The organism is Thermomonas mangrovi (assembly GCF_028201335.1).
Taxonomy (GTDB): Bacteria; Pseudomonadota; Gammaproteobacteria; order Xanthomonadales; family Xanthomonadaceae; genus Thermomonas; species Thermomonas mangrovi.
Genome location: NZ_JAPEVV010000007.1, coordinates 137877 through 158971, shown reverse-complemented (window position 1 = coordinate 158971; position 21095 = coordinate 137877). Strand labels below are relative to the sequence as shown.

The following is a 21095-nucleotide window of genomic DNA, read 5'->3' as shown; positions in this document are numbered from 1 at the left end:
CGCATGAAACTGAGCCTGGGCCCGCTGCAGTATTTCTGGCCGCGCGAGCGCACGCTCGCCTTCTATCGCGAGGCAGCTGCGTGGCCGGTAGACATCGTCTATCTCGGTGAAACCGTATGCAGCAAGCGCCGCGAACTGCGCACCGCGGAATGGATTGCGCTTGCGGAGGAACTGGCTGCAGCTGGCAAGGAAGTGGTGCTGTCCTCGCTGTCGCTGGTCGAAGCCGAGTCCGAACTCGGGGTGGTTGATCGCCTCGCCGCGCATGGCGGTTTCAAGTTGGAGGCCAACGATCTCTCGGCGGTGCAGGTCTGCCGCGAGCGCGGCACCCCGTTCGTCGCCGGCCCGTCGCTCAACCTGTACAACCACCGCGCACTGGCGCTTCTGGTCGAGGACGGGCTGGTGCGCTGGGTGCCCGGGGTGGAACAGGGCGAGGTCCTGGTGCGCGAGCTCAGGCAGGCGTTCGAAGCCGATGGCGAGGCGATGCCGGAACTGGAAGTGATCGCTTGGGGCCGGTTGCCGCTGGCGTACTCGGCACGCTGCTTCACCGCGCGCGCGCTGGACGTGGCCAAGGACCAGTGCGGATTCCGCTGCATCGACTACCCGGACGCGCTGCCGTTGGCCACCCGCGAAGGCCGCCCGTTCCTGCGCATTAACGGCATCCAGGTACTCGGCGAGGAAATCACCGACCTCGGTCCGGAACTGCCGGCGCTGGATGCGCTGGGAGTCGACATCCTGCGCCTGTACCCGCAGGCCGAAGGCATGGCGGAGCTGGTGCGCCATTTCGACGACGCGCGCGCCGGCACTGCGGCCGCCACACGGCTCGGCCAGCGCAACGGCTACTGGCACGGCGAACCCGGCATGCAGGTCTCCGCGAGTTGAGTCGCACCAGGCAACGGTGAGCTGATCGGCCATCGAAGCGTCATCAACGCGTCGGTGCGCGTCCGGCGTGTACCAGCGCTGCAAGGCACCGCTGCCCGCGGGAGTGCCGTGCTCGGGTCAGGCGCGGGCGTGGTAGGCGGTGCGGGCCGCATCGGCGAGGCGGGCCCCGCGGTTGAGGGCGATGCGCAGCCCAAGCGGCACCTGTTCCCATGGCAGGCGGTCGAGCACGTTGCGCGCGGTGAGGCCGAGTTCGGTATCGCCGGTCAGCACCAACCGGCGCTGGAAGAACAGGGTATCGGCGTCCTCGCGACGTCCGGCCAGCAGCAGCAGGTCGGTGGCAGTGCCGCGCACGGTGGCTTCGGCCGGTTGATCCACCACCACGAGCCGGGCCCCTTGCAGTTCCACCACCCAGCCGATGCCGAGGTCGCTGACCTCGATCCCCAGCCTGCGCCCGGCCATGAACTCCAGCGCACCCTCAGCCAACGGTTGCGCCAGCGCCTGCGCCATCGCGCGTTCGATCACCCGGTTGCGCAGCGATGGCGGCAGTGCACACAGCAGCGGGGCCAGTCGGTGTGGCGGCGGTAGCAGCCGCAGCAGGGGATTAGCCGCCGAAGGCGGGGTATCGGTGTGCTCGTGCATGGTGGTCTCCATCGTCCGTCCCGCGGTACCGGCCGGGCATTGATCCATCTCAGCCGCGAGCCCCTGTGCGCGGCAGGCATCGCCGATGGCCAGTGCAACCACCCCACTGGCGACCTCGGGGGCAACCCCCACGCGTTCCCCCAGCGCGGCCGCGCGCATGCGCGCCTCGCGCTCGCGGCCTGGGTCGCGTCCGCGGGCACCGGCCTGCGCCTTCAACCGTCCGGCCAGCCGCGCCAGCCGCACGCGCGCGGCCAGCAGCAGGACCAGAGCATCGTCGACACCGTCGATCACTGCGCGGACTGGCGCCAGTCCCGGGATGTGCGCAGGCGTCATGCAGCAGGACGCAGGATCGCGACCCACGCACCGTCATCTTCCAACGGCTCGGTGCGCCAGCGCAGGCCACGTTCGTCCAGCGCCTTCAGGAGTGGCATCGACGGCGAGGCAGTCAGCACTTCCAGTGCCTGCCCGGGCTCGAGCGCATCGGCTGCACGCAGCGCCCGTCGCATCGGCTCCGGCATTGTCAAACCACGCAGGTCCAAGCGGTTCACGGAAACTCCACGCAAAGCAGTGGCGATGGCGACGACCAGCGTGCGCACGCGCCGGGTAGCATCAGTGGACGACAACGGGGCATGCGGTCGATCCGGCGGCAGGAGTGGCCATCCTTCCGCAGCCATGCAGCGAGCGCGATGACGCAGGTCAAGCCGGCCTTCCAGCGTCAGTCGGCGATGGCGTGCCGCGGAGCGGCCGCCAACCCGGGTCCGGCCGCGGGCTTGACTTGCGTCAGTGCGACCTCTCCATGGTCGCTGGACACTGCACCTCCATTCCGAAAGGTTCCGGGTGCATCTCATGCCCGCATCGTCTCCGCAAGCCGAAGTTGCGCCTGATGCGACGGAGCTGTTGCCAAGACTCGCCCGGCTGCGGGTCCATAAGCGATGAGCGCCGTGCACTGCACCCCTCTCCAACGGCTGGTGCGCAACCTCCAACTGGGTGGGGGTTGGTACGCGCTGTATCCACCACCGCGCGCGTTCCGCCCCTTCGGCGACGACGGGTTCATGGCCGCGATCCGGCACAGCAACGGCGACCCGATCCCGGCGCGCCTGGCACTGCATTTCGACATCCCGGCCGCGTACCGGAGCAGTTTCTGCCGGGCCAGCGGGGCGCCACAGGCGCTGGATCGCGACCGCGCGCAGGCCTACTGCGACCGGCTGGTGCGCGAGGTCAGCCTGGTGGGCGGCCTGTTCGACCGCGACCGCAACGTGGTCCAGGTCGGACTGGCGCCGGGCATGGCGCGCTGGATGCGCAGCACGCAAGTCGCCGAGCTGATGGAAAGCCTGGGTCGCAACTTCCACGTCAACCGCGTGGCAGGGATCGACCTGGCGATGACCCTGGAGCTCGACGACCTGGCCTGGCAACCGCTGCGTGACTGGGCGGCACTCGGCTTCAACCGGGTCGGGATCAACCTCGCTGCGCTCGCCGCCGCGGGCGAAGCCGCGACGTCCCGGCTGGGCGAGGTCGCACGTCTATTGGGCGACGCCCGCGATGCGGGGTTCGGCAACCTGCGGATCGAATTGCCGTATGGGTTGCCGGGTCAGTCGGATGCCACGTTCGCCGCCCTGGTCGCGGCGGTGGCCGCCGCGCGGCCCGAACGCATCGGCCTGCGCCATTGCCCCTCGCAGGAACCGGACGCGGCCACGCAAGACTCCGGGCACGAACGCCATGCCCGCATGCTGCTGGCCGGCGCCGACACCCTGGAAGCCGCGGGCTACGTGCACGTGGGCGTGGACGTGTTCGCGCTACCCGATGATCCGCTGCTGGCCGCACGCAGCCGCGGCCGCCTGTACCGGGATGCACTTGGCTTCGGTGCGCATGGCGAGACGCATCTGGTTGGCTTCGGCGTGGGCGCGATCAGCCAGCTTGGCGGCTGCTATGCGCAGAACCCGCTGGACCAGACGGGCTGGGAAGCGCGCATCGACCAAGGCCATCGCGCTGCGGATCGCGGCGTGGAGCTCAGCGACGACGACCACCTGCGCGCCGCGATCCTGCAACACATCCTCTGCTTCGGGCGGATCGACGTGGCGCAGCTCGAGAACCACCACGTCATCGACTTCCGCAGCTATTTCGCCGATGCACTGGCCCGCCTCGCGCCGCTGTTCGAGGACGGATCGCTTGCATGGGAGCAACAGACGATCCGCTTCGATCGGGTCGCGCGGCTGGCCTCGCAGGCGATCGCCAGCCAATTCGATCCGCTGCTCGTGTCCGGTGCCGGACACGCAGCACTGCCCTGAGCCCATCCCAAGGCGCTGCACGCGCCACTGCTCCGGGCCATGCCCGGGAGACCTCCATGCCGTCCTCATCGCCGTCCATCGCTGATCCGAATCCCATGCTCGACGCGTGTTTCCTCGGCCCTTACGGCGAGAACGACAGCCTCCTCGAAAAGCTGGTCACCGAGTTCCTGCGCGACCACGTGTACTGGCGGCGTAACTTCCATCCGGAGGACCCGCCGGCCATCCCCACCGACGCCGCCGTCGATCCCGGCTATCGCGCCTTCGAGGCGCGCCTGCGCCGCGAACTGCATGCGTTGTCCGCCTCGCTGAAGAAGTCGGTGCCGTTCCACAGCCCGCGCTACATCGGGCACATGGCAAGCGACCTGCTGCTGCCCGGGCTCGCGGCGCAGATCCTGACCCTGCCCTACAACCCGAACAACGTCAGCGAGGACGCCGCACCCGTCACCGTCGACATGGAAGTGGATGTCGGCCTGCAATTGGCGCGCATGGTTGGCTACCCGCATGACCCGGCGATCGACCGCTGCGCGTTCGGCCACCTGACGTCGGGCGGCACCGTCGCCAACTACCAGGCGATGCGGCTTGCACTGGCGTTGAAGGCATTCCCGGTGGCGTTGCGCGCGGCCGGCGTTCCCGACCTGGGCGTTCCCGACGACGACTGGGCTGCGTTCAACCTGGGTCCGGCCGCGGGCACCGAGCTGGTCGCACGCTGGACGGCGTGGCTGGCCGCGCACTCGCCGCGCGAGCGCGCCGCCTGGAATGCCAGGGTGCAGGCCGAGCGCATCGAGCAGCGCGGCCTGTGCGATTTCTTCGCCGCGCACCCCACGCTGAAGACGCCGTGGGTGCTCGCCCCGATCACCGCGCATTATTCGTGGTCGAAGGGCATGAAGCTGCTCGGCCTCGGTCGCGCGCAACTGCGGTTGATGCCGGAGCGCGACATGCGGCTGGACATCGAGGCGCTGCACGAAACGATCGGCGACTGCGAACGCGAGCGCCAGCCCGTGTTGATGGCGGTGGGCGTGTTCGGCACCACCGAGTACGGAACGGTGGATCCGATCGACGGCCTGGTCGCGGCGCGCGACGCCGCGCTGTCACGCGGGCTGGGCTTCACGGTGCACGTGGATGCCGCCTGGGGCGGCTACCTCGCCACCCTGTTCCGCAACGAGGATGGCAGCCTGCGCGCCCGCGATGAGGTCGCGCGGGGCTTCGCGCATTTCCCGAGCCCGGGCGTGCATGCGGCCACTGCGGCACTGGCCGAGTCCGACTCGATCACCATCGACCCGCACAAACTGGGCTACCTGCCCTACGGCGCAGGTGCTTTCGTGTGCCGCGACCATCGCGCGATGACACTGCTGTCGGAGTCGGCCGACTACGTGTTCCATGACAACGCCGCGCGCAGCTACCGGGCGCGCTACCGGAACCTGGGCCAGTTCATTCCCGAGGGGTCCAAGCCCGGTGCCAATGTCGCCGCCGTGTACGTGACCCACAAGGTGCTGCCGCTCGATCACGCCCACTTCGGCTGCCTGCCGGCACGCACCGTCCGCAGCGCCGAAGCCTTCCATCAGGCCGCCGGCGCGTTCGCCTCGCGCATGCATCCGCTGGTGCGCTCCATCGTGCCGTTCCCACCCGACAGCAACCTGGTCTGCGTGGCGTTCAATCCCGCCGGCAACCGCGATCTCGGCGTCGCCAATGCCTTCGTGCGCCGGTTGCACGACCAGTTGCGCGTCGACCCCGGCGCGCCTCTGCAGGACCGCAGTTTCTTCGGTTCGGTCACCACCCTGCGCCCGCAGGCGCTCGGCGAAGCCGGCATGCGCCGCATCCTCGACGAACTGAGCCTTGACGCCGCGACCGACGGTGATGCCGAAGACCACCTGGTGATCCTGCGGCACACCCTGATGAACCCGTGGCTGATCGACGACCGCAACGGCATCAGCTACATCGACATGTATTTCCAGTACCTGGAACAACGCATCGGCGGATTGCTCGCTGGCACCTGAGTGCCGGACAGGCCGGCACTTGACCCTATCCGCAATGCGGATAAGATAGTAACCAATTACTATCTTTTGGATCGAGTGATGCCCAGATCCGCCAGGAACCTCCCCGCCGATGAGCGCCGTGCGGTCACCGTGGAAGCCGTGATCGCGCTGGCGGGCAAACAGAACCCCAGCGACATCACCACCGCTGCGATTGCCCAGCAGATGGGACTGACCCAGGGCGCGCTGTTCCGGCACTTTCCCAACAAGGACGCCATTTTGCTGGCGGTCATGGAATGGGTTGCCGAGCGCCTGCTGGGCCGGGTCGACAAGGCCATCGAGGCGGCACCCTCTCCGATCGCAGCGTTGGAGGCTGCGTTCATGGCGCACATCGACTTCGTCGTGAAGCACCCTGGCGTGCCCCGCATCCTGTTCGGCGAGTTGCAGCGCGAAGAGGTGTCCCCCGCGAAACTGGTGGTGCGGCGGCTCATCCGCGACTACAGCTCGCGCCTGAAGCGCCTCGTGGAGGACGGGAAGGCGCGGGGCGAACTGGCCACAGAGCTTGATGCGGATGCCGCCACGACGCTGTTCATCGGATCGATCCAGGGCCTGGTCATGCAGTCGTTGATTGCGGGAAGTGTCAAGGCCATCCGGACGCATGCGCCCGGTTTGTTCGCCGTCTATCGCCGCGGCATCCGGAGCGCGTGATGAAAACGCTGCCGCTGCAAAGACGCACCCTGACCCTGATCGCCGTGTTGCTGCCGATGCTGGCGCTGTTCGTCTATGTCGCACTGCGTTCGGGTCCGCTGGCGCCGATCTCCGTGGTGGTGGCATCCGTCGAGGATCGTGCCGTCGCCCCCGCCCTGTTTGGCATCGGCACGGTCGATGCGCGCTACACCTACAAGATCGGGCCGACCTTCGCCGGACGGATTCGACGCGTTGACGTCAACGTGGGCGACCACGTCCAGGCAGGGCAAGTACTGGGTGAGATGGATCCCGTCGACCTGGACGACCGCATCCGCGGCCAGGAAGCCGCGCTGTTGTCGGCGCAGGCGCAACTGCGTGAAGCCCAGGCACGCCAGGCTTACGCACGCTCGCAGGCGAGGCGATATGAAGAACTGGGAGTGGGCCGCTACGTCAGCCAGGAAATGGTGGCCGGCAAGCGCCAGGAGCTGCAGGTGGCCGATGCCGGCCTGGGCGCGGCGACCCAGCAGGTTTCCCGTGCCCAAGCCGACCGGGAGGCGCTCGCCTCGCAGCGAAGCAACCTGCTGCTGGTGGCTGAGGTCGACGGCATCGTCGCCGTACGCAACGCCGATCCGGGCACCACGGTGGTCGCCGGCCAGTCGGTGGTGGAGTTGATCGATCCGGATACGCTCTGGATCAACACCCGCTTCGACCAGGTCAGCGCGCACGGACTCAAGCCCGGATTGCCGGTGCGCATCGTGTTGCGCTCGCGGGCAGGCATCGACCTGCCCGGTCGCGTGCTGCTGGTCGAACCGATGGCAGATGCAGTGACCGAGGAAGTGGTCGCCAAGATCGCATTCGACCGCCTGCCCGTGCCGATGCCGTCGATCGGCGAACTGGCTGAGGTCACCGTGTCGCTGCCCGCACTTGCGGCGCGGCCCGTCGTCCCCAATGCCAGCGTCCAGCGCGTCGACGGCACGCTCGGTGTCTGGACGGTGCGTGATGGCGACCTGGAACTGGTCCCGGTGAAGCTCGGCGCCACCGACCTTGATGGCAACATCCAGGTGCTCGAGGGGGTGAGGCGCGGCGACCGGGTGGTGACTTACAGCGAACGGACGTTGACGACGAAAAGCCGTATCCACGTGGTCGACCAACTGAAGCAGGCACGCTGATGATCAGTCTGGCCGGCCGCGACATCCTGCATGCCTGGGGAAAGTTCGTGTTCACCGGCATCGGGCTGGGGCTGTTGATCGGCGTGACACTGACGATGGCGGGCGTGTACCGCGGCATGGTCGACGACGCGAAGGTGCTGCTCGACAACAGCCGCGCGCAATTGTGGGTGGTGCAGAAGGACACCCTGGGTCCCTACGCCGAACCTTCCAGCATCTACGACGATGTCTGGCGTGGCATCCGCGGCATGGACGGCGTCGCGCGCGCCGCCAATGTCACCTACCTGACGATGCAGGTGGTCCACGCATCCGGCGACGTTCGCGCGATGGTCACCGGCATCACGATGGATGGTCCCGGGACGCCGGGCTGGCCGCCGTACCTGGTCGCCGGACGCCAGATCACGCGTGGCCACTACGAAGCCGTCGCCGATGTCACCGCTCGCTTCAAGCTGGGCGACACCATCCGGATCCGTCGCAACAAGTACACGGTGGTCGGGCTGACCCGGCGCATGGTGTCTTCCAGCGGCGACCCGATGGTGTTCATCCCGCTCAAGGACGCCCAGGAGGCGCAGTTCCTCAAGGACAACGACGCCGTGCGCGAGCAGCGCCGCCGCACCGCCGCCAACCCCGCGTTCAACCGACCCGGCGCCCCGGACCTGCTTGATGCAATGACGGCCTCGCAGTCCACCAATCCCTCCGTCAATACCGTGCTGGTGCAGGTCAAGCCGGGCTACCAGCCGCAGGACGTCGCCGAGTCGATCCGTCGCTGGAAACGGCTGCAGGTCTACGACCGCGCGCAGATGGAACAGATCCTTATCGGCAAGCTGATCGCCACGTCCGCCCGCCAGATCGGCATGTTCCTGGTGATCCTGGCCATCGTCAGCGCCGCGATCGTTGCCTTCATCATCTACACCCTGACCCTCGGCAAGATCCGCGAGATCGCCGTGCTGAAGCTGATCGGCACCAAGAACCGCACCATCGCCGGGATGATCCTTCAGCAGGCCCTCGCCCTGGGCATGATCGGCTTCGTGGTGGGCAAGATCACCGCCACCTTGTGGGCGCCGATCTTTCCGAAATACGTGCTGCTCGTTCCGAGCGACTCGGCCAGCGGCTTCGTCGCGGTGATGGTGATCTGCGTGCTGGCGAGCCTGATTGCGATCCGCGCCGCGCTCAAGGTCGATCCCGCGGAGGCCGTCGGTGGCTGAGAAGAAGATGCCCGGCGGTATCCATATCGAAGGCCTGACCAAGCGCTACGGCGAAGGCGACACCGCCGTGGACGCATTGAAAGGCGTCGACATGAAGGTCGCACCCGGCGAAGTCGTGGGCCTGATCGGGCCGTCCGGCTCGGGCAAGAGCACCCTGCTCAAGTGCCTGGGCGCGGTGATCGAACCCACGGCCGGACGGATGACCCTCGGCGACCAGGTGATCTACGACAACGGCTGGAAGATCCGCGACCTGCGCGAGTTGCGCCGCGACCGCATCGGCTTCGTGTTCCAGGCGCCGTACCTGATCCCGTTCCTGGACGTGACCGACAACGTCGCCCTACTGCAGATGCTCGCCGGCATCCCGAATGCCGAAGCGCGCAAGCGGGCGCTGGACCTGCTGACCGCGCTGGATGTCCACCATCGCGCAAAGGCCATGCCGTCGCAGCTTTCCGGCGGCGAGCAGCAGCGGGTCGCCATCGCCCGCGGCCTGGTCAATCGTCCACCCGTGATCCTCGCCGACGAGCCCACCGCACCGCTGGACAGCGAACGCGCACTGGCCGTGATCCGCATTCTCAACGACATGGCGCGCCAGTTCGAGACCGCCATCATCGTCGTCACCCACGACGAAAAGATCATCCCCACCTTCAAGCGCCTCTACCACATCCGGGATGGCGTCACTCACGAGGAAGCAGGCGAGGCCCGGGGGTTCGAATGAGCGAGGCACCTCGTGCCTGCGGTCAACCCGCAAGATTTGGGTAGCCTAAGCGCACTCTACCGCTGCACTGTCGAACGACACTACATCGTTGAGATCGGCATGGAATGGTAGCCAAAGCCCGCTGTTTAAAAAAACCGACTCCAAGGACCGCTTTGGGTCGTTTTGAGTCGGCCGATCGAATGTCGAGCTACTGATTGGAATTGCTTTTCAAGTTTTCCAAGTAGTCGGCCCACGCCTGCATCATCTCGCGACGCTTGGGCAGGTACTCCGCCATGTTGTAGACGCCCTCAGTTCCGCCGACCTTGTGGGACAACTGAGCCTCAACGACCTCGCGCGGCCAACCCATTTCACGCAGCCGGGTCGACGCCATGTGCCGAAACCCGTGGCCAACCATCTCTTCCTTGAATCCGATGCGGGCAAGAGCCGCGTTGATGGCGCCATCGCTCATGTGCCGCTTGGCATCCCGGGCTCCAGGGAAGAGATAGCGGTCACGCCCAGTGAACTTTTGCAACTCCAGGAGGATGACAACCGCTTGCTTCGCAAGTGGAATCACGTGCGGCGGCGTGTCCGGATGCTCCTTCTCCTTCTTGCGCAGTTTCCGATTGGCCGGCGGCACGCGATAGGTCGGGCTGGGGCCCTCGAGGTCGAAATGGGTCCATTCTGCCATCCGGATTTCCCCAGGCCGGCAGAACCACATCGGGGCCAGCTTCAGCGCGCAGGCCACCGGAAACGTGCCACTGAACCCATCGATCGCACGCAGCAGATCCCCGACCCGCTCAGGATCCGTGATCGTCGGGTAGCGCTGCTTCACCATGTCCCGGCGGGACGGGAGAACCTCGCTCAGGTCGGCCGCCGGGTCCCGATCCGCCCGCTCGGTCGCGACGGCGAACTTGAAGATGCGACTCAACTGGAATCGGAGTCGATGCGCCTGTTCCAGGCGACCGGCCTTGGACAGGCGCTCGATCAGGGGCCGAATGTCCGAGACTCCCAGCGACACCACCGGCGTTCCCCCGATGTAGGGGAAGGCGTGCTTCTCCAGCCTGCCCTGCTCTTTGTCGAAGTTCTTGTCGGTCCAGCCTGGCTTCCGGACCGCCAGCCACTCGCGGGATACCACCTCGAAGCTGTTGGCGGCCTGATCCCTACCGACCGCCTTCTCCGCCTTGCGGTGCTCACCGGGATCGATACCGGCCGCAAGCTGCTTCCGCGCGTCGTCGCGCCGCCCCCTAGCATCGGCCAGCCCGACCTCCGGGTAGGTGCCTAGGCTCAGGGTGTTCCGCTTGCCCGTGATGGGCCGCCGATAGTCGAGCCGCCACCACCTGCCACCGTCTGGCCGAAGCAGCAGGTACAAGCCGCGGCCATCGGTCAACTTGACCGGTTTTGCGCCGGGCTTGGCCTTGCGGATCGCTACATCGCTGAGGGGCATGACGGTAACCCTCCTGACGGTAACAAGATTTGGAGTACCGCTGTTACCGCCAACGTTACCGTCAATCGTGACGGTATTCCACTGGACCGTCTCGGACATGGCTGGACGTCAGGCAAAGAAAAACCCCTGATTTCTCAGGGGTTTTTGGACGTTCTTGGCTCTGTGCGGACTGCTTATTGGTGGCTATGGGTGGACTCGAACCACCGACCCCAGCATTATGAGTGCTGTGCTCTAACCGGCTGAGCTACATAGCCACGCGGAGAACCGCGAATTATTCATGCCGACGGGGGCCTCGTCAATCCGGGCCGGCCGTGCTTGCCCAACCGCCACCGCGCTGGCAGAGTCGGACCCAGTAGATTTCGGAGTCCGCATCGTGATCGATCCGGACGGTTTCCGCCCCAACGTGGGCATCGTGCTCATGCACGAGGATGGGCGCGTGTTCTGGGCACGGCGCGTGCACCGGGACGGCTGGCAGTTCCCGCAAGGCGGCATGAACAGCGACGAGACGCCGCTGGAGGCGATGTACCGCGAGTTGCGCGAGGAAACCGGCCTGTTGCCGGAGCACGTGGAGGTCCTTGGCGCCACCCCCGGCTGGCTGCGCTACCGCCTGCCGCCGCGCGCGGTGCGCCGCCAGGACCGGATGGTCTGCATCGGCCAGAAGCAGGTCTGGTTCCTGCTGCGGTTCCGCGGCGAGGACCACCACCTGCGGCTCGACCTGACCGAGAAGCCCGAGTTCGACGGCTGGCGCTGGGTCGATTTCTGGTACCCGATGGACCACGTGGTGACCTTCAAGCGCGGGGTGTACGCCCGCGCCCTGCATCACTTGGCGCCCTACGCGCGCGCAATCGCCGGCGACGACGCCGTGCCCGCGCCGGCCGAAGGACTGCTGCCGCCGCCGCGTGCCAGTGCCCGCCGTGGCTTCGGACGGCGCGGCTGACCCAACCCGAGGCCGGTGTGCCGCACGAACCTGAACAGGCGAAGACCGCTCATCGGGTCGATGTTGCGGTGCAACAAATGACGCGCTATGTTGCATCGCACAAACCGGCAACCCTGCCGGCGCCCAAGCAGGAGACCGCCATGTACCAGTTCAATGACCAGTTCACCAAGGCCACCAGCCAGTTCGCCGACGCCGCTGCCCAGGTCAACCGCCTGGCCCTCGAGAACGCCGAGAAGGCGTTCGGCCTGCAGCTCGCCGCCCTCGAGGAAAGCACCACCGCCACCTTCGCCTTCTGGGGCGAGCTGGCCGACGTGCGCGACTTCGACGGCCTGAAGTCGGTGCTGCCGAAGGGCGCCCAGATCGCCCGTGCCAACACCGAGCGCGGCATCGGCGTGGCCCAGGAAGTGTTCGCCAACTCGGTGAAGACCGGCGAAGCCATCGGCGCGCTGGCCAAGGGCCAGTTCGAGAAGGCCGCCACCCAGGCCAAGGCCGAGGTGGAGAAGGTCGCCAAGGCCGCCGGCAAGGCTGCCAAGTAAGACGCGCGCCCGCGGCGCGGCGGCTCCCTCCCGCCATCCGCGCCCGGCGTACGCCAGCCCGGCCCCGCAAGGGGTCGGGCTTTTTGTTGCGCGACGCCGCCGGCTATTCGCCGTCGCGGCGCAGCAGGGAGCCGAAGGTCAGGTAGAACGAGGACGCGCCGGCATCGTTGCGGCCGTAGCCGAGGAACAGCGGCCCCAGCGGCGTACCGAAGCCGAGGAACACGCTGCCGCCGACGATCAGGCCGCCCCGGCCGAAGTCGTCCGCCTGGTTCCAGACGTTGCCCGCCTCCACGCTGGCGCCGAGGTAGGTGGGCACCGCGAAGATCTGCTGGGTATCGCCCAGCCGCCGGTAGGCCGCCGCACGCAACAGGCCGAGCTGGTTGCCGACCAACGCTTTCTCGTTGAAGCCGGACAGGTTGAGGAAGCCGCCCAGGAAGTTCTGCGCCTGGAAGAACGCCTCGTCGCCGGGGGTCGTCGCCAGGCGCGTGCCCAGCAGCAGGTGGTAGCGCCCGCGCGAGAGCGCCCAGTCGATCGCCACGCGCGCGACGTCGCCCTGTGTATCGGTGCCGCCCCAGGGATGCATCGACAACCATTCGCCGGTCGCGCGGACGCCCTTGGTCGGGAAATCGATGCTGTCCAGCGTGTCCCAGGTCGCCGCCAGGCGGATCCCGGCGTAGGACTCGGCGACCGTGCGCACCAGCGTCTCGTCGCCGACCAGCCGGCGCACCGCATCGCGCCCGGCCAGCGCCTGCACCGACAGCCGCCACTGCGGCAGCGGCGAGTACCCGGCTTCCAATCCCACCGACTTGCCGACCAGCCGGTATTCGGCGACCTGCTCGCGTCCGTCCACCCACAACGGCAGCGATTCGGCGCGGATCTCGCCGGAGGGCTCGAGGTAGAACGCGCCGGCGCGCCCGAACGGTTGGTGGAATTCGGTGCGCAGCCCGGTCACCCGCCCCAGCTGCACCAGGTTGCGCCACTTGGCGCCCAGCCGGTTCACGTCGTTGAAGACCAGCTCCGCCGAGAACAGGTAGTTGTTCAGCCCGTTGAAGTTGTCGTCCACCTGCAGGCCGAGCCTGCCGAATGCATCCCACGGCTTCTGCTGCGGCACGATCTCCAGGCCGGCGCGGCCATCGCGCTCGACCAGGCGGTAATCGATCGTCTCGAAGCGGCCATCGCCGTAGGCGCGCCCAACCTGGCGCTCGACCGCGTCGAGGTCGAACGGCTTGCCGACCAGCGACTCGGTGGCCCAGGCCACGTGCCGGGTGGCGGAGGGACTCTGCCCCGGCTCGACGTCGAGGAAGGCCAGCAGGCCGGGATCGAAGTCGCGCCGGTGCTGGCGCGCGCGCAAGGCGGCGTAACGCTCGGCGGGCACGGCATAGCGACGCAGTTGCGGCAGCATGGCCTCGGCCGCGCGTTCGCCCATGTCGACCGCATCGGCCGCGCGCTGGAACTGCACCGACGAGAGGTCGCCGAGGTCGGGGCGCAGCAGGGTGTCGCCGGGTCCGAGCGAGGCCAGGGTGCGTTCGGTCTTTTCCAGCATCAGCACGCCGACCATCTGGTTGAGCACCGCGCCGGGGTTGCCGAGCTGCGCTTCCGGCAACAGGGGGGAGCCCACGTCCACCACCACCATCGGCATGCGCCCGATCGCCCGCAGCTCGTCCACCGGCACGTTGTCGGCGATGCCGCCATCCACCAGCAGCCGCTCGCCGACGCGCATCGGCGCGAACGCGCCCGGCACCGACATGCTGGCGCGGATCGCGACCGCGAGGTCGCCATCGGCGAACACCACCTTCTGGCCGCTGACGATGTCGGCGGCGACCGCGCGGAACGGGATCGGCAGCGCATCGAAATCCGGGTCGCGCCAGGTCGACAGGGTCAGCCGGCGCAGCAACAGCATCAGCTTTTGCCCGCGCACCAGGCCGGCGGGGATGCTCACCCGGCCATCGCGATAGCCGATCTCCAGCTTCAACAGGTGGCGGAAATCCTCGTCCTTGCGGTCCATCGGCAGTTCGCTGCGCGGCGGGTCGTCGACGAACATGTCCGCCCAGTCGATGTGCTCGACCAGGTGCTCCAGCTCGGCGGCGTCGTAGCCCGCGGCGTACAGGCCGCCGACGATCGCACCCATGCTGGTGCCGCTGACCGCGCAGACCGGGATGCGTTCGCGCTCCAGCACCTTGAGCACGCCGACGTGGGCGATGCCGCGCGCGCCGCCGCCGCCCAGCACCAGGCCGACGCAGCCGGGGTCCGGCGCCTGGACGGCGCCTGCCGCCCGTGCCACCACCATCCCCGGCCACATGCCGGCCACCAGGGCGCACGCAGCCAACCATCGCACCCACCCGCGTCCCACCTGCGGAACCGTTCGTTGCATCGCCGTGCATCCCCTTGGCGATCGCCCCGGATCGCCGCTTGCGACATGGTATCGACAGCACGGGCGGCCACGCGGGCGACACCCGGATGCGCTACCGTGCCATCGGTCACGATTGCGTCGCGTTCGCAGCACGGCCACAATAGTGCACTGTCCGGTACATTAACCAGCCGGTCCCCATCCGCCACGCCACCGCATCCCGCGATCCCGTCGGCCCTTCGCAGCCTGAGGCTCCCATGTCCCGAACGCCCGCCAAGCGGTCCCCCAATGTCCCCCTGCGCTGGATCCTGATGCTGGTCGGCGTCGTGGTCGTGTTCGGTGGCGTGTTCTTCGTGAAGGGCTTCTTCGCCAAGCAGACCAACAACTTCTTCGACAACATGCCGCAGCCGGCGGTGGCGGTGAGCACCTACGACGCCAAGTCCGAGCGCTGGAGCAGCAGCGGCGAGGCGGTTGGCACCTTCGTCGCGGTCAACGGCACCGACGTCACCACCGAGGCGGGCGGCGTGGTCCGCTCGATCGAGTTCGATGCCGGCCAGCCGGTCGCCGCCGGCGCGGTGCTGGTGCGCCTGAACACCGCCAACGAGGACGCCACGCTCAAGGCCCTGCAGGCCTCGGCGCAGCTGGCCCGCGTGCAGGCCGACCGCTGGCAGAAGCTGAGCCGCGACCAGCTGGTGTCGAAGGACGACGCCCAGCAGAAGCTGACCGCGGCCGCGACCGCGCAGGCGCAGGTCGAGGCGCAGCGCGCGCTCGTCGCGCAGAAGACCATCCGCGCGCCGTTCAGCGGCGTGCTCGGCATCCGCAAGGTCAACCTCGGCCAGTACGTCGCCCCCGGCGCCGCGGTGGTCAGCCTGCAGCAGCTGGACCCGATCTACCTCGACTTCAGCCTGCCCGAGCAGGAGATCGGCAAGATGGTCGTGGGCACGCGCATCCGCGCCAGCGTGGATGCCCTGCCCGGCCAGGTGTTCGAAGGCGAGGTCACCGCCATCGAGCCGCAGGTCGACGCCAATACCCGCAACTTCAAGGTCCAGGCGACGCTGCCGAACCCCGACCGCGCGGTGCGCCCGGGCGGCTTCGCGAAGGTCGGCTTCGACCTCGGCGGCGCCCGCGACGTGGTGGTGATCCCGCAGACCGCGGTCAGCTTCAACCCCTACGGCAACGCGGTATTCGTGGTCAGCAAGGTCAAGCGCAAGCCGGGCGAGAAGGACATGCAGGGCAAGCCGCTGACCGGCGACAAGTTCGTGGTGACCCAGCGCTTCGTGAAGACCGGCGCCACCCGCGGCGACCTGATCGCGGTGACCGACGGCCTCAAGCCCGGCGAACAGGTGGTCACCTCCGGCCTGCTGAAGCTGCGCAACGACGCCGAAGTCACGATCAACAACGACGTCCAGCCCTCCGCCGACGCGCGTCCGTCGGTCGAGAACCGCTGACCGCACGCGCGGCCCCCGCCGCCCCGCCCCAGCCCGACCCTCCCCCGTCCGCGGGAGAGGGGGAGAAGCGCGAAATGAAATTCACCGACATCTTCATCAGGAAACCGGTGCTGGCGATGGTCGTCAGCCTGTTCATCCTGCTGTTCGGCCTGCGCGCCTTCAGCGAACTCAACGTGCGCAAGTATCCCGAGATGCGCAACGCGGTGGTGAACATCAGCACCACCTACTTCGGTGCGGATGCGGACCTGATCCAGGGCTTCATCACCACGCCGCTGGAGCGCGAGATCGCCAGCGCCGAGGGCATCGACTACATGTCCTCGACCAGTTCGGCCGGGGTCAGCACGATCCAGGCCTACATCCGCCTGGACAAGGATCCCAGCGAGGCGCTGACGCAGATCTCGGCCAAGGTGAACAAGCTGCGCGGCCAGCTGCCGCCGCAGTCCGAGGACCCGGTGATCGACCTGCAGCAGGGCGAGCAGATCGCCGCGATGTACGTGTCGTTCGCCAGCGAGACGCTGGACAACAACCAGATCACCGACTACCTCACCCGGGTGATCCAGCCCAAGCTGGTGACCGTGGCCGGCGTGCAGCGCGCCGAGATCCTGGGCGCCGGCACCTTCGCCATGCGCGTGTGGCTGAAGCCGGAGCGGATGACCGCGCTCAAGGTCACCGCCAGCGACGTGACCACCGCGCTGCAATCCAACAACGTGCTGGCGGCGGTGGGCTCGACCAAGGGCCAGATGGTCGCGATCGACATGACCGCGCGCACCGACCTGCGCAGCCCCGAGGAGTTCCGCAAGCTGGTGGTGCGCGAGCAGGACGGCGCGATCGTGCGGCTCGGCGACATCGCCGACGTGATGCTGGGCTCCGAGAGCTACGGCACCTCGGTCCGCATCAACGGCGAGGCCGCCACGTTCATGGGCATCTACGTCGCCCCGGACGCGAACTCGCTGGACGTGATCAAGGCGGTGCGCAAGGTCTGGGACGACCAGATCGTCCCGCAGCTGCCGCAGGGCATCAAGGCGACCATCCCGTACGACAGCACCGAGGCGATCCAGGACGCGATCGACGAGGTGATCAGCACGATCGTGGAAGCGCTGGTCATCGTGATCGTGGTGATCTTCCTGTTCCTCGGCTCGCTGCGCAGCGTGCTGATCCCGGCGGTCACCATCCCGCTGTCGCTGGTCGGCGGGCTGTTCCTGATGCTGCTGATGGGCTTCACCATCAACCTGCTCACCCTGCTGGCGATGGTGCTCGCGATCGGCATCGTCGTGGACGACGCGATCATCGTGCTGGAGAACATCCACCGCCACATCGAGGAGGGCATGTCGCCGTACGATGCCGCCATCCGCGGCGCGCGCGAGCTGGCCTGGCCGGTGGTGGCGATGACCACCACGCTGGTCGCGGTGTACCTGCCGATCGGCTTCCAGGGCGGCCTCACCGGCGTGCTGTTCACCGAGTTCGCGTTCACCCTGGCCGGCGCGGTGCTGCTGTCCGGCGTGATCGCGCTGACCCTCACCCCGATGATGAGCTCCAAGATCCTCAAGGCGCACGACCCCGCGCACCCGAAGGGCAAGCTGGAGCTGTGGCTGGACGTGAAGTTCGAGAAGCTGCGCCAGGGCTACCAGCGGCGCCTGCACGGCACCATGGAGACCAAGGCGGTGGTGGCCGCGTTCGGCCTGATCGTGCTGGTCAGCTGCGTGTTCCTGTACACCAGCGCGCCCAAGGAACCCGCGCCGCTGGAGGACGAGGGCTTCATCTTCTCGGTGGCCAGCGCGGATCCCACCGCCACGCTGGACTACGTGGAGCGCTACACCGAGGAGATCACCCGCATCTCCAAGGGCGTGCCCGAGGTGCAGGACTACTTCCTGTTCAACGGCGGCTTCGGCGGCAGCGGCGGCGGCGCCAGCCCGATGGCGATGGCCGGCTTCGTGCTGAAGCCGTGGAGCCAGCGCGAGCGCTCGACCAACCAGGTGCTGCAGCAGGAGCTGCAGCCGAAGATGTCGCAGGTCACCGGCCTCAACGTGTTCGCGCTGGTCCCGCCTTCGCTGCCCAGCGCGGGCGGCGGCGCGGGCGGCGGCGAGTTCATCATCGGCGGCGTCGGCGAACTGGCGCAGCTGGCCGACCTGGCCGACCAGATCGTGCAGAAGGCGATGGCGAGCAAGCGCTTCATCTTCCTCGACAAGGACCTGAAGATCGACAAGCCGCGGATCGAGGTGAACATCGACCGCGACAAGGCGGCGACGCTCGGCATCGACATGCGCACGCTGGCCGCGGACATGTCGGCGATGCTGGCGGGCGGGTATTCCAACCTGTTCTCGATGCAGAACCGCTCGTACCGGGTGATCCCGCAGGTGCAGCGCGACAGCCGGCTCAACGCCAGCGACCTCGAGCACTACTACACGCGCACCCGCGACGGCACGCTGATCCCGCTGTCGACCATCGTCACCCTGAAGGAAAGCACCCAGCCGCAGTCGCTGAAGCGCTTCCAGCAGCTCAACGCGGTGTCGATCACCTTCGCCCCGCGCCCCGGCGTGAGCAAGGGCGAAGCGCTGGCGATCCTCGACGCGGCCGCGAAGGAGGTCCTGCCGCAGGGCTTCAGCGTCGACTACGCCGGCGAGTCGCGCCAGTTCATGCAGGAAGGCTCGGCGATGCTGCTGACCCTGGCGCTGGCGCTGGTGGTGATCTTCCTGGTGCTGTCGGCGCAGTTCGAGAGCTTCCGCGACGCCTTGATCATGCTGCTCACGGTGCCGATGGCGATCTGCGGCGCGCTGCTCACGCTCAACGTGCTCGCGCTGGTCGCCAACGTGCTGCAGTTCTCCGGCATCGAGGCCTTCCCGGGGATGAGCATCAACATCTACACCCAGGTGGGCCTGGTGACCCTGGTGGGCGTGATCTCCAAGCACGGCATCCTGATCGTGGAGTTCGCCAACAAGCTGCAGATCGAGCAGGGCCTGTCGAAGCGCGAGGCGATCGAGGAGGCCACCGGCATCCGCCTGCGCCCGGTGCTGATGACCACCGCCGCGCTGGTGTTCGCGATGATCCCGCTGCTGCTGGCCAAGGGCCCGGGCGCGGCCTCGCGCTTCTCGATGGGCGTGGTGATCGCCTCCGGCATGACCATCGGCACGCTGTTCACCCTGTTCGTGCTGCCGGCGTTCTACCTTTACCTCGCGCGCGACCACGCGCACGACCGCCAGCCGGACGCCGACGCGCAGGGCGACGCCCTGCCGCCACCGGAACCGCAACACGCTTGATCGACGCAAATGCGGAAACGCCCGGGAAACCGGGCGTTTTTCTTGAGCTTGTCCCTCTCCCCTCGTGGGAGAGGGTGCCGAAGGCGGGAGAGGGGCGCTCCTCGCATCGCCCTGCCCAGCATCCCCTCATCCGCCCTGCGGGCTGTCTCCCGCAAGGGGAGAAGGAAGTGCTACGCCAGCACCGGAATCCGCAGATGCCGCGCCATCGTCGCCGGATCCGCATCCGGCGCATGCGGCAACACGCCCCAGCACGGCGCGGGCAGGCGCGCGCGCAGCATCCCGAGGTTGTCTTCCACCCGCTCCATCGCCGGGTCCACGTGCGACCCGATCCAGCCCGCGAGGTGCGCGCCATCGGCGGCGATCGCACGCGCGCTGAGCAGCGCATGGTTGAGGCAACCCAGGCGCAGGCCGACCACCAGCACCACCGGCAAGCGCAATGCGCGCACCAGGTCCGCCTGCATCAGCGTCGCCGACAGCGGTGCCGCCCAACCGCCCACGCCCTCCACCACCAGCGCATCGACCCGCGTCGCCAAGCGCGCATGGGCATCGAGGATCGGCGGCAGCGTCACCTCGATCCCGGCATCGCGCGCGGCGAGCTCAGGCGCCAAGGGATGCTCGAGGGCAAACGGATTGATGTCGTCGTAAGGCAGGCCCGGCGCGCCGGCCGCCTGCAGCGCCAGCGCATCCGCATTGCGCCACGCACCATCGATGCGCGTGCAGCCGCTTGCCACCGGCTTCATGCCGGCCGCGCGCAGGCCGTGCCCGTGCAGGGCATGCAGCAGCGCGCTACTCGCCAGGGTCTTGCCGATGCCGGTATCGGTGCCGGTCACGTAGAGCGCGAACATCAGGCCTCCCGCGGCAGCAGCGCCAGTTGCCGGCGGGTGGCGCGACGCACCACCGGCGTGGCGAGGTTGAGGGTGAAGTAGATGAAGCCCGGCAGGCCCAGCAACCAGCCGCTCGCGCTGTCGCGCGTGGCCGGGATCGCCAGCGCCAGCAGGATCGAGATCAGGGCCACCGCCGGGATCAGGGCCCACTGCAGCCATGCCATCCGCAATTCGATGCGCTCGCGTGGATCCAGCCCGAGGCGGTCGCGCTCGCGCCAGGCGTGCCGGTACAGGAGCGCCATGACGGCACCGAGCGACCCGAAGGCGACGCCGAAGGTGAGGAACAGCAGGGAGACGTCGCGGAAACTCGTCATCGCGAAGTTGGCCGGGAAGAAGCCATTGCTCAGCGATGCGAACAACACCGCGAACACGATCCGCATCGGGTACACGAAGACCAGCACCAGGAACACCAGCAGCAGGCTCAGGCGCCGCGACGCGGCATCGTCGAGGCCGTAGCGCCGGCTCCACTCGGCATGCCCGCTCCAGAAGCGCACGATCAGCAGGAAGCTGGCTGCATAGGCGGGCAAGCCGCGCAGCGCGCTCCACAGTTCCTCGCCGCTGGTGGGGATGTGGTCGCCGGCGATCGCCAGCAAGGTCAGGGCGAAGGCGAAGGCGGCATCGACGAACGCCTCCAGCCGCGTGGTCTTGTCGCCGCGTTCCGGCACCCCCGGCATTCCCATGCATCGCTCCCGAATCGCCCGGCGGCGGGCGTGGCGCGAT

17 protein-coding genes and 1 tRNA gene are annotated in these 21095 nt (G+C 68.2%); 11 read left to right on the top strand and 7 right to left on the bottom strand.

The genetic code is table 11. The annotated features are described in order from the left end of the window. The first annotated feature begins 3 nt into the window (after positions 1-3). Positions 4-879 (top strand): U32 family peptidase, encoded by an 876-nt coding sequence (locus ON759_RS11090; RefSeq protein ID WP_271680448.1) that lies wholly within the window; start codon positions 4-6, stop codon positions 877-879. 117 nt (positions 880-996) lie between these two features. On the opposite strand, the gene ubiT is transcribed toward ON759_RS11090, so the two are convergent. Beyond that, positions 997-1851 (bottom strand): ubiquinone anaerobic biosynthesis accessory factor UbiT, encoded by an 855-nt coding sequence (gene ubiT, locus ON759_RS11085; RefSeq protein WP_271680447.1) that lies wholly within the window; start codon positions 1849-1851, stop codon positions 997-999. Further along, a complete protein-coding gene (locus tag ON759_RS11080; RefSeq protein ID WP_271680446.1) occupies positions 1848-2114 on the bottom strand; it encodes a DUF2249 domain-containing protein in 267 nt (88 codons plus the stop codon). Before ON759_RS11080 ends, ubiT begins: the two co-directional genes overlap by 4 nt. Positions 2115-2450: 336 nt before the next feature. Between ON759_RS11080 and ON759_RS11075 the strand changes: the two genes are divergently transcribed. The 6 genes from ON759_RS11075 to ON759_RS11050 all read left to right on the top strand — a co-directional run bounded on the left by ON759_RS11075 (position 2451) and on the right by ON759_RS11050 (position 9546). After that, positions 2451-3803, top strand: coding sequence for an oxygen-independent coproporphyrinogen III oxidase (locus ON759_RS11075; RefSeq protein ID WP_271680445.1), 1353 nt, complete (start codon positions 2451-2453; stop codon positions 3801-3803). 95 nt (positions 3804-3898) lie between these two features. Further along, the gene (locus tag ON759_RS11070) at positions 3899-5797 is read left to right on the top strand and encodes a pyridoxal phosphate-dependent decarboxylase family protein (RefSeq protein ID WP_271680444.1); all 1899 of its coding nucleotides are present in this window, start codon (positions 3899-3901) and stop codon (positions 5795-5797) included. Positions 5798-5875: 78 nt separating this feature from the next. Then, the gene (locus ON759_RS11065; RefSeq protein WP_271680443.1) at positions 5876-6481 is read left to right on the top strand and encodes a TetR/AcrR family transcriptional regulator; all 606 of its coding nucleotides are present in this window, start codon (positions 5876-5878) and stop codon (positions 6479-6481) included. Beyond that, positions 6481-7629, top strand: a complete 1149-nt coding sequence (locus tag ON759_RS11060; protein WP_271680442.1) for an efflux RND transporter periplasmic adaptor subunit — start codon at positions 6481-6483, stop codon at positions 7627-7629. Before ON759_RS11065 ends, ON759_RS11060 begins: the two co-directional genes overlap by 1 nt. Next, positions 7629-8831: an ABC transporter permease gene (locus ON759_RS11055; protein WP_271680441.1), complete on the top strand. Its 1203-nt coding sequence runs from the start codon at positions 7629-7631 to the stop codon at positions 8829-8831. Before ON759_RS11060 ends, ON759_RS11055 begins: the two co-directional genes overlap by 1 nt. Beyond that, positions 8824-9546, top strand: coding sequence for an ABC transporter ATP-binding protein (locus tag ON759_RS11050; protein ID WP_271680440.1), 723 nt, complete (start codon positions 8824-8826; stop codon positions 9544-9546). The genes ON759_RS11055 and ON759_RS11050 overlap by 8 nt, the downstream gene beginning before the upstream one ends. A 187-nt stretch (positions 9547-9733) precedes the next feature. Here the strand turns inward: ON759_RS11050 and ON759_RS11045 are convergent, their stop codons facing one another. Then, positions 9734-11068, bottom strand: coding sequence for a tyrosine-type recombinase/integrase (locus ON759_RS11045; RefSeq protein WP_271680439.1), 1335 nt, complete (start codon positions 11066-11068; stop codon positions 9734-9736). A gap of 78 nt (positions 11069-11146) precedes the next feature. Continuing rightward, positions 11147-11223 (bottom strand) — tRNA-Met (locus tag ON759_RS11040). A 119-nt stretch (positions 11224-11342) separates the two neighbouring features. On the opposite strand from ON759_RS11040, the gene ON759_RS11035 reads away from it, so the two are divergent. Both ON759_RS11035 and ON759_RS11030 read left to right on the top strand, forming a co-directional pair. Then, on the top strand, positions 11343-11906 hold the full coding sequence (locus ON759_RS11035) for an RNA pyrophosphohydrolase (protein ID WP_425608478.1): 564 nt from the start codon (positions 11343-11345) through the stop codon (positions 11904-11906). Between the two features lie 140 nt (positions 11907-12046). Next, positions 12047-12442 (top strand): phasin family protein, encoded by a 396-nt coding sequence (locus tag ON759_RS11030; RefSeq protein ID WP_271680438.1) that lies wholly within the window; start codon positions 12047-12049, stop codon positions 12440-12442. A gap of 103 nt (positions 12443-12545) precedes the next feature. Here ON759_RS11030 and ON759_RS11025 read toward each other — a convergent pair whose 3' ends face one another. Continuing rightward, a complete protein-coding gene (locus ON759_RS11025) occupies positions 12546-14813 on the bottom strand; it encodes a patatin-like phospholipase family protein (protein ID WP_271680437.1) in 2268 nt (755 codons plus the stop codon). 233 nt (positions 14814-15046) lie between these two features. Between ON759_RS11025 and ON759_RS11020 the strand changes: the two genes are divergently transcribed. Beyond that, positions 15047-16237 carry an efflux RND transporter periplasmic adaptor subunit gene (locus ON759_RS11020; RefSeq protein ID WP_271680436.1) on the top strand — a complete coding sequence of 397 codons (1191 nt, stop codon included), beginning with the start codon at positions 15047-15049 and terminating at the stop codon, positions 16235-16237. A gap of 74 nt (positions 16238-16311) precedes the next feature. Continuing rightward, positions 16312-19491: an efflux RND transporter permease subunit gene (locus tag ON759_RS11015; RefSeq protein WP_271680435.1), complete on the top strand. Its 3180-nt coding sequence runs from the start codon at positions 16312-16314 to the stop codon at positions 19489-19491. A gap of 170 nt (positions 19492-19661) precedes the next feature. On the opposite strand, the gene bioD is transcribed toward ON759_RS11015, so the two are convergent. Further along, a complete protein-coding gene (gene bioD, locus ON759_RS11010) occupies positions 19662-20336 on the bottom strand; it encodes a dethiobiotin synthase (RefSeq protein ID WP_271680434.1) in 675 nt (224 codons plus the stop codon). Further along, positions 20336-21055 carry a TMEM175 family protein gene (locus ON759_RS11005; RefSeq protein ID WP_271680433.1) on the bottom strand — a complete coding sequence of 240 codons (720 nt, stop codon included), beginning with the start codon at positions 21053-21055 and terminating at the stop codon, positions 20336-20338. Before ON759_RS11005 ends, bioD begins: the two co-directional genes overlap by 1 nt. Positions 21056-21095 lie beyond the last annotated feature (40 nt).